The sequence below is a fragment of the Mesorhizobium qingshengii genome (assembly GCF_027563465.1).
GTDB lineage: Bacteria > Pseudomonadota > Alphaproteobacteria > Rhizobiales > Rhizobiaceae > Mesorhizobium > Mesorhizobium qingshengii_A.
Window position 1 is genome coordinate 18,713 of record NZ_JAPFQA010000026.1, and the last position, 13,892, is coordinate 32,604.

Annotated in this window: 12 protein-coding genes; 4 read left to right on the top strand and 8 right to left on the bottom strand. The window is 64.2% G+C overall.

What is annotated here, in order from left to right; all coding sequences use genetic code 11:
* Window positions 1-25 precede the first annotated feature (25 nt).
* Window positions 26-949 carry a class I SAM-dependent methyltransferase gene (locus tag OOJ09_RS29800; RefSeq protein ID WP_269908635.1) on the top strand — a complete coding sequence of 308 codons (924 nt, stop codon included), beginning with the start codon at window positions 26-28 and terminating at the stop codon, window positions 947-949.
* A gap of 111 nt (window positions 950-1,060) precedes the next feature.
* Here the strand turns inward: OOJ09_RS29800 and OOJ09_RS29805 are convergent, their stop codons facing one another.
* From OOJ09_RS29805 to OOJ09_RS29825, 5 genes are all read right to left on the bottom strand, one after another.
* The gene (locus OOJ09_RS29805) at window positions 1,061-1,915 is read right to left on the bottom strand and encodes a patatin-like phospholipase family protein (RefSeq protein ID WP_269908636.1); all 855 of its coding nucleotides are present in this window, start codon (window positions 1,913-1,915) and stop codon (window positions 1,061-1,063) included.
* On the bottom strand, window positions 1,912-3,288 hold the full coding sequence (locus OOJ09_RS29810; protein ID WP_269908637.1) for a M16 family metallopeptidase: 1,377 nt from the start codon (window positions 3,286-3,288) through the stop codon (window positions 1,912-1,914). The genes OOJ09_RS29805 and OOJ09_RS29810 overlap by 4 nt, the downstream gene beginning before the upstream one ends.
* 2 nt (window positions 3,289-3,290) lie before the next feature.
* Complete coding sequence (locus OOJ09_RS29815; RefSeq protein ID WP_269908638.1) at window positions 3,291-4,661, bottom strand: M16 family metallopeptidase; 1,371 nt, start codon at window positions 4,659-4,661, stop codon at window positions 3,291-3,293.
* Between the two features lie 118 nt (window positions 4,662-4,779).
* Window positions 4,780-5,334: a 16S rRNA (guanine(966)-N(2))-methyltransferase RsmD gene (gene rsmD, locus OOJ09_RS29820; RefSeq protein ID WP_269908639.1), complete on the bottom strand. Its 555-nt coding sequence runs from the start codon at window positions 5,332-5,334 to the stop codon at window positions 4,780-4,782.
* Between the two features lie 13 nt (window positions 5,335-5,347).
* Entirely contained in the window at window positions 5,348-7,498 is a 2,151-nt protein-coding gene (locus OOJ09_RS29825) for a pseudouridine synthase (protein WP_269908640.1), read from the bottom strand.
* A 180-nt stretch (window positions 7,499-7,678) separates the two neighbouring features.
* On the opposite strand from OOJ09_RS29825, the gene OOJ09_RS29830 reads away from it, so the two are divergent.
* Window positions 7,679-8,128 (top strand): nucleoside deaminase, encoded by a 450-nt coding sequence (locus OOJ09_RS29830; protein ID WP_269908641.1) that lies wholly within the window; start codon window positions 7,679-7,681, stop codon window positions 8,126-8,128.
* Window positions 8,129-8,174: 46 nt separating this feature from the next.
* Here the strand turns inward: OOJ09_RS29830 and OOJ09_RS29835 are convergent, their stop codons facing one another.
* Window positions 8,175-8,855 (bottom strand): hypothetical protein, encoded by a 681-nt coding sequence (locus OOJ09_RS29835; protein ID WP_269908642.1) that lies wholly within the window; start codon window positions 8,853-8,855, stop codon window positions 8,175-8,177.
* A gap of 210 nt (window positions 8,856-9,065) precedes the next feature.
* Window positions 9,066-12,044, bottom strand: coding sequence for an isoleucine--tRNA ligase (gene ileS, locus OOJ09_RS29840; RefSeq protein ID WP_269908643.1), 2,979 nt, complete (start codon window positions 12,042-12,044; stop codon window positions 9,066-9,068).
* Between the two features lie 106 nt (window positions 12,045-12,150).
* On the opposite strand from ileS, the gene OOJ09_RS29845 reads away from it, so the two are divergent.
* Window positions 12,151-12,342, top strand: a complete 192-nt coding sequence (locus OOJ09_RS29845; RefSeq protein ID WP_143019406.1) for a hypothetical protein — start codon at window positions 12,151-12,153, stop codon at window positions 12,340-12,342.
* Here the strand turns inward: OOJ09_RS29845 and OOJ09_RS29850 are convergent.
* On the bottom strand, window positions 12,332-13,138 hold the full coding sequence (locus OOJ09_RS29850) for a MipA/OmpV family protein (RefSeq protein WP_269908644.1): 807 nt from the start codon (window positions 13,136-13,138) through the stop codon (window positions 12,332-12,334). The genes OOJ09_RS29845 and OOJ09_RS29850 overlap by 11 nt on opposite strands.
* A gap of 195 nt (window positions 13,139-13,333) precedes the next feature.
* Here OOJ09_RS29850 and OOJ09_RS29855 point away from each other — a divergent pair, with 195 nt between their 5' ends.
* Window positions 13,334-13,888, top strand: coding sequence for an HdeD family acid-resistance protein (locus OOJ09_RS29855; RefSeq protein WP_269908645.1), 555 nt, complete (start codon window positions 13,334-13,336; stop codon window positions 13,886-13,888).
* Window positions 13,889-13,892 lie beyond the last annotated feature (4 nt).

The following is a 13,892-nucleotide window of genomic DNA, read 5'->3' on the forward strand; positions in this document are numbered from 1 at the left end:
ACCAATTGCCCAGGGAGCCGCCCCAATGCCAACCGCAGATCAAGCGATGGGCATGATCGAGACGCTCGACATCGCCGTCTTCCAGGTCAAGACCGAGAGCACCCTCAATGACCGCACCAGTTTCCTGCGGGTGCAGAACTTCGCTCGCGGCGAGTTAGGCCACTATGTTTATCTTGAGGTTGGCTCGCATATCGGCGGCAGCCTGTTCCCCCACCTGATTGATCCGGCCTGCGAGGCTGCGATATCGGTCGATCCGCGGCCCACGGCGCAGCCTGACGAACGCTCACAGGTTTTTCATTATCCCGAAAACTCAGCTGCCCGAATGATCTCCGTGCTGTCGGATTGGCTTCCCCCGGCGGCAATGACCAAGCTTACCACGATCGACAGCGACGTCTCCGATGTGCGCGCCGACGCGGTCAACTCCAAGGCCACACTTGCACTGATCGACGGCGAGCACACGAACAGGGCCTGTTTTTCGGACTTCGTCGGTGTCTTGCCACTTATGAAACCGGACTGCATTGTTTCCTTCCACGACGCCAACCTGATCGCGGACGCGATCGTCAATGCGGAACGTCTTCTCGATCATCTCGGCATCACGCACGAAACAGTGTTCCTTCCAGACACCGTGGCCGTCATTGGCCTCGGCAGTCTGGCATCCGCGGTCCGAGATCAACTCCAACCTCACGCATTGGACCGGGAGACTTACCTGGATCGATCGCAACGGCAGCTATGGTCTCATATTGCCGAGGTGCATTCTCAAAAAATCCAGGCCGAAACAGAGCGGCTGCATTCTGAGAACTCAAAGCTGATCGAAGAGATTGAATGCATGCGAAAGACGAGCCTAGACGCGCAGACTCATCTGGCCGCCATAATATCCAGCACGACCTGGCGCGCCTCCGCCCCCATACGCGCAGTGGTCGATCGCATCAAACGTCGCTTCGCGCGATGAGTGCCAAGCCGGAAAAGCCTGCGTCTGCTCAAAAATGAGCGCCCTGCAATGCCTCGAACGGCCGCTTTGCCCGAGGCCCAAGTCGAGCCCGACGGGCGCATCCCGGATGCATCACCCAGCCACGCGCTTGGCCTTCCCGCCCCGCGCCTCAACCGCCTTCTGGATTTCCCGCTTCAGCTCGTCCTTGATCGCCACCGTCTCGTTCATCAGGGCGTCGATCTTCATGAAATCGAGCACGCGGTATTTCGACACCGCCGGGCGGACCAGGATATCGGGCCGGCCCTGCTTCAGCTTGTTGGCGATGATCGATTGCATCATCAGTTGCGTGGCGCCGAACATCAGGTCGACGGAGGTCGGCTGCTTGCGATCGGCTTCCTCCGGCGCGCCAACCACGTCGACGGCGATGATGATGTCGGCGTCGTTCTCGATGAGGTCGAAGGGCACGGGGTTGTAGATGCCGCCATCGATCAGCAGCCTTCCATCGCGCGTCACCGGGCGGAACACGGCGGGGATGGCCGCTGAAGCGGCCAGCGCCGAATGCAGTTCGCCGTCATCGAAGACGGCCAGCTTGTGGCCGAAATAGTCCGTCGCCGTCACTTTCAGCGGGATCTTGAGCTCGGCGAAGGTCTCGGGAATGGCCTCGGGCAGAAAGGCCTTCAGGATGCGCTCGACATTGAACTGGCTGACGCGAATGCCGCCCTGCATGGCTTCCGCGATCGTGCCGGGCCGCGCCCGCCACATGCGGCTCGCCACTTCGGCGCGGCGGCCGAGGATCGAACGGGCATAGTCATGGATATCCCTTCCGGTCATGCCAGAGGCCATGCCGGCGCCCATGATGGCGCCGATCGACGAGCCGGCTATTGCCACGGGCCTGATGCCCAGTTCGTCGAGCGCCTCGATGACATGGATATGCGCCAGCCCGCGCGCGCCGCCGCCGCCGAAGGCGATGCCGAAAGTCGGGCTCATCCCTTGCCGGCCTCGGCAAGCTTCGGCCCGACGACCATGATGGTCGGTTCGGTGGACAGCAGCTTCTTCGCCGCCGCCTTGACCTGATCGAGCGTCACCGCGTTGATGAAGGCGGCGCGGCGCTGCATGTAGTCGATGCCGAGGTCGTCGAGCTGCAATTCGACCAGCGTCGCGGCAATGGCGCTCGAGGAGTCCAGATTGTTGATGGCGTAGGCGCCGATCATGTATTTCTTGGTGGCCGCCAATTCGGCCTCGGTCGGGCCTTCCTCGGCCAGTCGCCTGACCACGTCGCGAACGATCCCCAGCGTCTCGGCCGCGCGGTCCGATCGGGTTCCGGTGCTGACGATCAGCGCGCTGGCGTGGTCCTGGTTGACCAGCGAGGAGTTGACGCTATAGGCCAGCCCGCGCTTCTCACGCACCTCCTGGAACAGGCGCGAAGTGAAGGTGCCGCCACCAAGGATCTCGTTCATCAGCACGGCGGGAAAGAAATCCGCCGCCTTGCGCTTCACGCCGGGATAGGCGAGCTGCAACGAGGTCTGCGGCAGGTTGTAATCGACCTCGACATGCTGCGCCAGCTTCGGGTCGATATCGGCCACGGGGGCGAGCGACTGGCTTTGCGGCAGGCCGCCAAACACCATGTCCAGCTTCTTCTTGAGGGTTTCGGGATCGATGGCTCCGACCACGGCGACACGCAAGCCACCGCGCGCGAAAACCGCCTTGTGCAAGGCTTTCAGGTCATCGGGCGTGATGGCGGCGATGCTGCGCCTGGTGCCCTGGTCGGACCGCGAATAGGGATGGTCGCCGTAGAGTGCCCGCGCCCATTTGTTCTGCGCCACCGTATCGGGGTCGTTCTCGCCGGCGATGATGCCGGACAGGATCTGGGCGCGGATGCGGTCGATCGGCGCCTGGTCGAAGCGTGGCTCGTTGACCGCCAGCCGCAACAGATCGAACGCTTCGTCGCGCTGCTCGGCCAGCATGCGCATCGAGCCGTAAATGCCGTCGCGGCTCTCGTCGAAGCTCATCTCGGCGCCGGCATCGTCGAGCTTTATCTGGAAGGCTTCGCTGTCGAGGGGGCCGGCGCCTTCGTCGAACAGGCCGGTCATCAGATTGGCCAGCCCCTCCTTGCCTGGCGGATCCTGCGTCGAGCCGCCGCCGAAGACGAAGCGGATGGCGACGATCGGCACCGAATAGTCCTCCACCAGCCAGGCAGTGACGCCTTTTGGCGAGGTGACTTGCTGGATGTCCATGGCCCGGGCGGCAAGCGCCGGCAGGATCAGGAAGATGATGGAGAGGAAGAGGGTTGCGAACGCGGCGCGCGCTTTTCCTTCCCCCCTTGTGGGAGAAGGAAAGCCGCGGCGAGGCTGGTTCATCATCATCAATTCTCCGCCTTGGCTTGCGGCAACAGATAGCCGGTCGTCGACCGGTCAAGCACCAGATAGCGCGCTGCAACGGCCTTGACCTCGTCGGCGGTGACCTTGCGGATGCGGTCTGGCCATTGCTGGACATCCTGCACGTTGCCGCCGGTGGCCAGTGTCGAGCCGTAGATGTTGGCCATGGAATCCTGTTTGTCGCGGGCAAAGATCATCGAGCGGACATAGCGGTCCTTGGCCTTTTCCAGCTCCGCCGGCGTGACGCCATCCCTGGCGATGCGCGCCACCTCCACGTCGACCGCCGCTTCGACATCGGCGAGCCTGGCGTCGCCGCGCGGCGTGCCATAGACGGTGAAATTGGTGTCATCGAGCATGGTGCCCTGGAAATAGGCGCCGGCGCCGGACGCAATGCCTTGCTGGACGACGAGCGCCTGGTAGAGCCGGCTGCGATTGCCACCGCCGAGGATTTCCGCAAGCAGGTCGAGCGCTTCGGCCTCGCCCGGCTTGCCCGAATGATAGGACGGCACCACCCACTGCGTCGAAAAACTCGGCACGCTGACGCGGGCGTCGGAGAGCGTGACCGTGCGTTTGGTGTTCTGCTCCGGTTCGACCGGGCGGATGCGCGGCGTCAAATCGGGGCCGCGGGCTACCTTGCCATAGGTCTTTTCGGCCAGCGCCCTGACCGCGTCCGGCTCGACGTCGCCGGCAACGATCAGCACGGCGTTGTTGGGCCGGTAGTATTTGTCATAGAAGGCGGTGGCGTCGGTGCGGTTCAGCTGCTCCATCTCCTGCATCCAGCCGATGACGGGAACGCGATAAGGCTGGTTCTGCCACAATGTGGCGTCGACTTCCTCGTCCAGCACCGCCTCGGGATTGTTGTCGATGCGCGAGCGGCGCTCCTCGAGGATGACGTCCCGCTCGGTCTTGATGACATCGTCGGTGAGGATGAGATTGCGCATGCGATCGGCCTCGAAGCCCATCATAAGCTCAAGCGCAGAGGGCGCCACCGTCTCGTGGAAGGCGGTGTAGTCGTAAGAGGTGAAGGCGTTGTTTGAGCCACCGATGTCGGAGACGGCGCGGTCGAACTCGCCGGCCGCGTGGTGGGTCGTCGCCTTGAACATCAGATGCTCGAAGAAATGGGCGATGCCGGATTTGCCCGGCGGCTCGTCGGCGCTGCCGATCTTGTACCACACCATGTGGGTGACGATCGGCGCGCGGTGGTCGGGGATGACGACGACCTCCATGCCATTGTCGAGCAGGAAATCCGTGACCTTGAATTCGGCCGGCGCGCTGCCGGCCAGCACCGGGCCGGCCATGGTGAAAGCCAGCGACGTCGCCAGCAGCGTTGTGCGCAGCCATTCAGCCTGAAATGTCATCAATTGCTCCGGTTCCTCGGCAAGACGATAGGCAGGGTCGGTACGACAAGCCAAGTGAATTGTTCGTCATGTCTCAGGCAAAGGCGGCGGCAACGAGGCTGGCCGTGCAGGCAGGCGGTCAGGCGGCATCGATGAAGCGGATGACGGTCTCGCCATAGTTGCGCTCGTCAAGCACGGAAAAGCCGGGACCGGGCTCGAAGGGAGCCGCTGCTGCCTCCTCGACCACGCACAACGCGCCGGGGCGAAGCCAGCCGCCGGCTTTCGCCGACTGCAAGGCACGCTCGCCAAGGCCCTTGCCGTAGGGCGGGTCGGCGAAGACGAGGCCGAACGGCGCAAGCGTGCCCGCCTCGCCAAGGCCCGTGGCATCGCGGCGGAATATCTTGGTGCGGCCGGTCAGGCCGAAGGCCTCGACATTGTCACGGATCAGGCCACGGCCTTCGGCGGATTCCTCGATGAAGACGCCGTATGAGGCACCACGCGAAAGCGCTTCGAGGCCAAGCGCACCAGTGCCGGCGAACAGGTCAAGCACGCGCGCGCCGTCCAACTGCTCGGCGAAGCGATGCGCCAGCACGTTGAAGACGGCCTCGCGGGTGCGATCGGTCGTCGGGCGAATGGCGCTGCTGCGGGGCGTCGCCAGCGGACGCCCGCGAAACTCACCGCCGACGATTCTCATTTCAGTCCGGGCCTCATCTCGTTCTGGGCCCCTTGGGGCCGCCACGCGGCCGCTCGCTGCCGCCCGGGCGCTCGCCACGCGGCTTGCCGAACGGCTTGGCGCCGCCCGGTTTGCCACCGGGCTTGCCATAGGACGGCTTGAACGATGCCTTGCGTGCCTTGGCGTCCGCGGCCTTGGCGGCGTCAGCCTCAGCCCTGCCCTTGCCGATCGGCCGCGCACCCGGCGCCATCCAGACATTGGCCTTGCGCTGGCCGGGCGGCTCGATGGGCCGCTGTTCGCGCTCGGATTTCTTGCCGCCACCACGGGGCTTGTCACCGAAGCCACCGCGCGGCTTGTCACCAAAATTGCCTCGGGGTTTGTCGCCAAAGCCGCCGCGTTCGGGTCTCGGACCGCGTTCGCCAAAGCTCTTTTCCGGCCGGGATGTTGCGTCGGGACTTGTCGACAGCTTGCCCAGCGCTTCGTCGCGGCTGCCCTCGCGGCGCTTGCGGTTCTTGATCAAACCGCCCTCGCCGATCGGCCGGCGCTCGCCATCGCGCGTGAATTTCGGCCGTTCCGGTTCCGGCTCGCGGATTTCGGTACGCCGCACCGGCTTGTTGGAAAACGGGTTCGATATCTCGGCGTCGAAATTGGCGCCGGATTCCTCGACCAGGCGTTCACCAAGCTGGTCGCGCAGCACGCGGCCCTTGATCTCCAGCACATGGCCCTCGGCGAGGTCGTCGAGCTGGAACGGACCGTAGGAGATCCGGATCAGCCGCGTCACATCAAGGCCGAGCGAGCCAAGGATGTTCTTGACCTCACGGTTCTTGCCCTCGCGCAGGCCGATCGTCAGCCAGGCATTGGAGCCTTGCGCGCGGTCGAGCGTCGCCTCGATGGCGCCGTAGAAGACACCGTCGACGGCGATGCCTTCACGCAGGCCGGCGAGCGCGCTTTCCTCGACCTTGCCGTGCACGCGCACGCGGTAGCGCCTGAGCCAGCCGGTGGCAGGCAGTTCAAGCACACGCGACAGGCCACCATCATTGGTGAGCAGCAGCAGGCCTTCGGTGTTGATGTCGAGCCGGCCGATGGTCATCAGCCTGGGCAATTCGGCCGGCAGCACGTCGAAGACGGTCTTGCGGCCCTCGGGATCACGGTTGGTGGTGACGACGCCGGCCGGCTTGTGGAACAGGAACAGGCGCGTGCGCTCGATCGGCGGGATCTCCATGCCATCGAGATGGATGATGTCGCCTGGCATGACGTTGAAGGCCGGCGAAGTCAGAGCGCGGCCATTGACCTTGACGCGGCCGGCGGCGATGAGCTCCTCAGCGTCGCGGCGCGAGGCCAGGCCGGCGCGCGCCAACCGCTTGGCGATGCGCTCGCCAGCTTCCTCCGTTGCCTCAGGAGGACGCGAACGCGGCTTGAAGCCGACGCCTGATGCCCCCTGCGGCCGATCGCCGAAATCACGCTTGGGTCTGTCGCCACCGAAGTCGCGCTTGGGGCGTTCAGCGAAATCGCGCTTCGGACGATCGCCGCCTTCGCGTTGCGCGCGATCGCCAAAATCGCGCTTGGGACGGTCGAAGCGCTTTTCGCCACCCGCCGCCGCAGCAGCCGGACGGTCGCCGCGCGGTGCGTAAGGCTTGCGTGGACCCTCGCGTTTTTCAAAGGGCTTGCCTTCGGGGCGTGGGCCCTTGTGGAACGGCCTCTCGGCGCGTCCGCCTTCACCGGCCTCGCGCGGCTGGAAATCGCGCTTTGGCCGCCCGCCTTCGGCAGCCATCGGGCGGTCGCCGCGCGGCGCGTAGGGCTTGCGTGGGCCTTCGCGCTTCTCATAGGGCTTGCCTTCGGGACGCGGTCCCCTGGTGAATGGCTTGTCGCCGCTCTTGAAGTCGCGCTTTGGCCGCTCGCCTTCGGCAGCCATCGGGCGGTCGCCGCGCGGCGCGTAAGGCTTGCGCGGGCCTTCGCGTTTTTCATAGGGCTTGCCTTCGGCACGCGGTCCCTTGGTGAATGGCTTGTCGCCACTCTTGAAGTCGCGCTTGGGCCGTTCGCCCTCGGTCGCCATCGGCCGATTACCGCGCGGCGCATAGGGCTTTTTCGTGCCGGAAGACGGCTTGCCGCCCCTCTCGCCTCGCGGAGCCGCGGGTTTCTTGCCCGGGCCTTTTTGGCGCGGAGATTTCTTGTCGTTGTCGTCCATGTGGCCTTTATCCGTTTGCGCTGCTACAGCGTGGCGCATCCTTTCGGGCGCGCAACGAACGCTGTAGCACTTTGATTTGGCGCATGATCATTTCCGAAAATCGAGTCCGATTTTCGGGTTGATGCGCTCAATAACAGGATCGCCGCCGGGTGGCGAGGAGATAATCGGAATGGAAACCGCGTGAAGCGGCCGGATTTCATGGCGCTGGCGCTGAAGGAGGCCGAAGCCGCCGCCTTGCGCGGCGAAGTGCCGGTCGGCGCCGTCATCGCCAGCGGCGGCACGGTCGTTGCCAGTTCCGGCAACCGCACCCGCGAGCTTGCCGACCCGACGGCGCATGCCGAGATGCTGGCGATCCGCGAAGCCTGCCGCAAACTGTCGGCTGAGCGGCTGACCGGGCATGATCTCTATGTGACGCTGGAACCCTGCGCCATGTGCGCCGGCGCCATTTCATTCGCCCGGCTGCGCCGGCTCTATTTCGGCGCCGCGGACGAAAAGGGCGGCGCGGTGGTCAACGGTGTGCGTTTCTTCGCCTCGCCGACCTGCCATCACGTGCCGGACATCTATCCGGGCATGGGCGAGACCGATGCAGCCGTGCTGCTGAAGGGATTTTTCCGCGAACGTCGCGACTGAACCGGGCGCAATACCCGCCAGCAAATGCAATCAACGTCGCCAGTTATTACAGGGACGGCAGCCAGTCGAACCAGCCGCTGCCCTTCTTGCCTTCCGCCAGTTTCTTCAGGCGGCGTTCCTTCTTGTATTCGTCTTCGCCGAGCTGATCTTTCGGCGCGGTGTCAGCGGCGACGCGATACTGCACCGGCGGCTCGCTCAGATATTTGCGGGTGTTCGGGTCGCCCTGCTTGCTTTCGGCAAGGCGGCGCTGGATCTCGGCGGCGCGGCCCTTGTCGGAATCAGCCGGCGTCCAGCGTGGCGGATGGCTCGATCCCGAATCCGCCATCGCCCTCTTGATCGATTCCGGATCGGTCTGCACATCGTCGACGATCTCCGACTGATAGGCCGGATCATTCTGATGGGCGGTGGCGTCGGCGCGCAAGCGGGCGCGGCGCTGCTCGGGCGATTCGGGCCATTCGGCGCTCGCCGTCTCGATGCTGTCCTGCGGCACCGGCAGCGCTCCCTTCTGCCCTGGCGCAGGCTTCACCAGCGTCGGACGCGGCTTGTAGTCGATCTGTTCCTTGCGCTTCGGCGCGAACGAAAAGGCGCCGGAAATATCCCCGGCCAGCTGTTCGCCTGCGGTCTTGTCGGTCCCGTAGGTCGGAGAGCCGACACAGCCGGACAGAGCGAGGCCCGATGCGACAAGCGGCGCCAGCAGCGCGAGGCGCGCGTTGTATCTCTCGGTCATGCCAAAAAGTCCCACTCTAGACAGCCTCTCGATTGCCACCGGCCCAATGTCCGGTCCCCATCGTCCAAGCACTTGCGACGGAAATCCGGCGACAATTTGTCTTCCGGAGTTTCGCGTGTTTACCTCAACCGCTCGTTAAGGGCAACGCGCGGGCGGTTTTCACCCGCCCGGCGTGGCAATTGTGCACCGATAGAGGCTTCCGGCGGCCGATCAAAGCCGACCCAATGCCTTCAACTCATGCAGCACCGCCGCATCGCGCGCCGAAACGTCGGGAAATGCAGCGTCCTGCCCTACATCGGCGGTGTAGCGCCATGACCGCGCGCATTTCACCAGGCCACGGTCCTCGGCCTTCTCGACCACCACGGCGACGCCCTTGACATCGTCCAGGGTGAAGGCGCCCGCCGGTGCGTTGCCGTGAGCGATGACCAGATCGCTGGTGATCGCCATCTCGGCCATGTCGACGTCCGATATCGCCGCTTCGAGCGCCGCATCGTTGATGGTGACGACCGGCACTGCTTCCAGCGACGAACCGATCACCTTCTGGGCGCGCGCGATCTCCAACGCGCCGGTGACGACACGGCGCACCTGCCGCACCTTGCGCCATTTTTCCGCCAGCGCCTCGTTCTTCCAGTCCGCCGGGACCTGCGGGAACTGGTCGAGATGCACCGAGACGGCGTCAGGATGACGGTCGAGCCAAGCCTCTTCCATGGTGAAGGGCAGCATTGGCGCCAGCCATTTCACCAAGCAGTCGAAGAGATGGCGCACCACCTGAACCGAGGCCTTGCGTTTCACGCTCGACGGCCCGTCGCAGTAGAGCGCGTCCTTGCGGATGTCAAAATAGAAGGCCGACAGCTCGACCACCATGAAATCGAGCAATGCGCGGGTGACGCGCTTGAACTCGAAGGCGTCGTAGCCCGAGCGCACGACCTCATCCAGCTCGGCCAGCCGGTGCAGCATCAGCCGCTCCAGCTCCGGCATTTTTTCCAGCGGCACCTCTTCGCCATCGTCATGGGCAAGCGTGCCCAGCATCCAGCGGATGGTGTTGCGCAGTTTGCGGTAGGCATCGATGTTGGTCTGCAACACGTTCTTGCCGAGCCGCTGGTCTTCCCAGTAGTCGGTCGTCACCACCCACAGGCGCAGGATATCGGCGCCGGACTGCTTGATGACATCCTGCGGCACGACGGTGTTGCCGAGCGACTTCGACATCTTGCGGCCGTCTTCGTCCATGGTGAAGCCATGGGTGACGACGGTTTCGTAAGGCGCCCTGCCCCTGGTGCCGCAGCTTTCCAGCAGCGAGGAATGGAACCAGCCGCGATGCTGGTCGGAGCCTTCGAGATAGACGTCGGCCGGCCATTTGAGATCCGGACGATCCTCCAGCGTGAAGGCGTGTGTCGAGCCCGAATCGAACCAGACATCGAGGATGTCCATCACCTGCTTCCATTTCGAAGCATCATGATTGCCAAGGAACCGCTCCTTGGCGCCGGCGGCGAACCAGGCGTCGGCGCCCTCCTGTTCGAAGGCGTCCATGATGCGCTGGTTGACCGCCTCATCCTTCAGCACATTGCCGTCGGCATCGGCGAACACGGCGATCGGCACGCCCCAGGCGCGCTGGCGCGAGAGCACCCAGTCGGGGCGTTCCTCGATCATGGCGCGGATGCGGTTCTGGCCCGCCGCCGGCACGAACCGGGTATCGTCGATGGCCTTCAGCGCGCGGCTGCGCAGCGTGGTGCCGTCACCGAGGTCCTTGTCCATATAGACGAACCACTGCGGCGTGTTGCGAAAGATGATCGGCTTCTTCGAGCGCCAGGAATGCGGATAGGAGTGCTTCAGGCGACCGCGCGCGAACAGCGCGTTGCGCTTGATCAGCTCATCGATGACGGCCTGGTTGGCGTTGCCCTTCTTACCGTTGTCGTCGATGACGCGCGCGGCCCCACCCTCACGATCCGGACCGACGCCCGGCGCATCCTTGGTGAAGAAGCCGGCGTCGTCGACCGTGAAGGGGATGGCGGCATCGATGCCGCGCGCGCGCAGATCCGCGGCCGCGTCCATCCAGGCGTCGAAGTCCTCGCGGCCGTGGCCGGGCGCGGTATGGACGAAGCCGGTGCCGGCATCGTCGGTGACATGATCGCCGGCAAGCATTGGCACCGGAAATTCGTAGCCGCCGCCAAAGCCTTTGAACGGATGCGAAAGCGTAAGGCTTCCAAGCTGTTCCGCCGAAACGCTGTGAAGGCGATTCAAGGTGACCTTGGCCTTGGCCGCGGAGTCTTCCGCCAGAGCATCGGCAAAGATCAGCTTCTCGCCCGGCTGCGGTCCGAAAGCGTTCTCGGCCGCCATGACCTCGTAAAGACCATAGCCGATGCGCGGCGAATAGTTGACAGCGCGGTTGCCGGGGATGGTCCAGGGCGTTGTCGTCCAGATGACGACATGGGCTTCCAGCAGGTCCAGCGACGTCTCGGTCAGCTTTGCCGGCTCTTCGGCATTGGCGACCTGTCGAGCAAGGCTGACGACCGGAAACTTCACCCAGATCGTGTCGGACTCATAATCCTGATACTCGACCTCGGCCTCGGCCAGCGCGGTGCGCTCGACCACGCTCCACATCACCGGCTTGGAGCCGCGATAGAGCTGGCCCGACATGGCGAACTTCAGCAATTCGCCGGCGATGCGCGCCTCGGCGTGGAAAGCCATCGTCGTATAGGGATTCTTGAAGTCACCGATGACGCCGAGCCGCTGGAACTCGCCGCCCTGCACGGAGATCCAGTGCGCGGCGAATTCGCGGCATTCCTTGCGGAATTCGTTGACCGGCACCTCGTCCTTGTTCTTGCCCTTGGCGCGGTACTGCTCCTCGATCTTCCATTCGATCGGCAGGCCATGGCAGTCCCAGCCAGGCACATAGTTCGAGTCGTAGCCGCGCATCTGGAACGAGCGGATGATGACGTCCTTGAGGATCTTGTTCAGCGCATGGCCGATATGGATGTTGCCATTGGCATAGGGCGGGCCGTCATGCAGCACGTATTTCGTACGGCCGGCCGCGCTCTCGCGCAGCTTGCGGTAAAGGTCCATGTCCTGCCAGCGCTTGACCAGCAGCGGCTCCTTCTCGGGCAAGCCGGCGCGCATCGGGAAATCCGTCAGCGGGAGATAAAGCGTCTTGGAATAATCGATCGTTGAATTGTTGGGCGTTTCGTCGGTCATTGGTCTGCCATGTACGTGCCCGGCCAGACGGCCCGCGGCGTTGAAGTCTTCGCTTTGACACATATCGTTTTCCCAAAACGGAGCCACTGTTGGGCGATATGCGTTGATGATCTGGAAAAGCGCGAGGGTCGCGCGCAAGATTCCCGGCGGTTCCAGCGGCGCTCAGGCCGCCCGAAACACCGGGCCGGTAATTCGTATCGCAATGGCGACGGGACGCGAAAAGCTCGTCATTGGTGGGCTTTTAGCGGAGATGGGCGCAGGAATAAAGCGTCTCTCGTTCGATTCACTTACATCGTGAAGTCGAAGCGGTAGGTGGTGGACACGCCGATCATGAACTGATTGCGGTCACCGCGTTCCTTGACCAGACTGGAATCGGCCGCCGGCCCCATCAGGCGCGAATATTCGCCAAACAGGCTGGCGGTCATCGGCTCGGTCACCTTCCAGGTTATGGCGCCGCCGAGGCCGGTCGATTTCAGGCCGCCACCCGGGTGATATTCGCTGAGGCCGGAGGCGACGGCCTCCTGAGCATCGACACCGTAATAGGCGTCGAAATAGTTGGCCGAGGCGAAAGAAACGCGTGGTCCGCCCGAAATCCTGACAGTTGGCGTCACATCGTAGAACGCGTCGGCGGCGATATCGGCGACAAAGCCGTTGTGAGCACGAATGCCATGGCGCAGTTCGGCACGCGCGCGCAGCCAATCCGTCGGATAAAATTCAAAGAAGCCGCCCACTTCGCCGCCCCAGCGCACCGGATCGAGGCCCTTCAGTTCGTCGGCATCGCCATCGTCACGGGAGAACAGGAATTTGCCGCTCAGACCGGCGCGGACGCCGCCATCGTCGACCAGCGCCAGCGAGATATTGTCGTTGCGCGAGGTGAAACGGGCCGCGGGACCGGCCTTGCCCAGCGAGATGATCGGCGAGGTGCTGAGCAGGTACTTCTTGCCGCCCTCGAAATTCGGCGCCACCATGCCCGTGGCGCCAACAGTCAGATACCAGTCGCCGGACAGCCAGCTGCCCTCGCCCGCGTTGGCTGCGCCTGTCCCACTCAGCACCGCAACGGCCAACAGCACAGAGATTTTTCCGACCGGACTCATGGCCACTCCACTAACACAACGCACACGGTTACCGATGACAGCTTTTGGCCGCCGTTTGGTAAAATTTGATTTAAAGCGCAGGCATCCGGTCGCGGTTCGCCGCGATCCGGCTGTCGGTCGTCGACTGGACGTTCCCCAACGCCGGGACTAACCTTCCCTTGGTAGTACCCCGCAGCCCTTGAGGAGACCGCGACAATGACCCTGCATGGCGACGCCTTGAAAACTGCAATCAGTCAGACACGGGCGAAATGGGGGTGGTTCGTGGCGCTCGGCGTGCTGCTGCTCATCTTCGGCGGCATTGCCTTCGGCAATCTGTTCATCGCCACCGTGGCTTCGGTCTATGTCGTGGGCTGGCTGATGCTGATGGCCGGCGTCATCGAGATCGTGCATGCGTTCGGCGTCAAGACCTGGGGTCGCTTCTTCTACTGGCTGCTCAGCGGCCTGCTCTACGCAGTTGCCGGCTTCTTCGCTTTCGACAATCCGGTTCTCGCTTCGACAGTGCTGACCTTCCTGCTGGCGGTCGCGCTGGTCGCGTCAGGCGTGCTCAGGGTCTGGGTCGGCTACAGTCACCGGCCAGAACCCGGCTGGGGCTGGATTGTCGCGGCTGGTATCATCAGCGCGCTTGCGGGCCTGATCATCGCCATGGGTTGGCCGGTCAACAGCCTGTGGGTTCTCGGGCTCTTTCTGGCGATCGACCTGATCTTCCAGGGCTGGAGCTTCATCGCCCTCGGCCTGGCGCTGAAGAGGTAGCCCC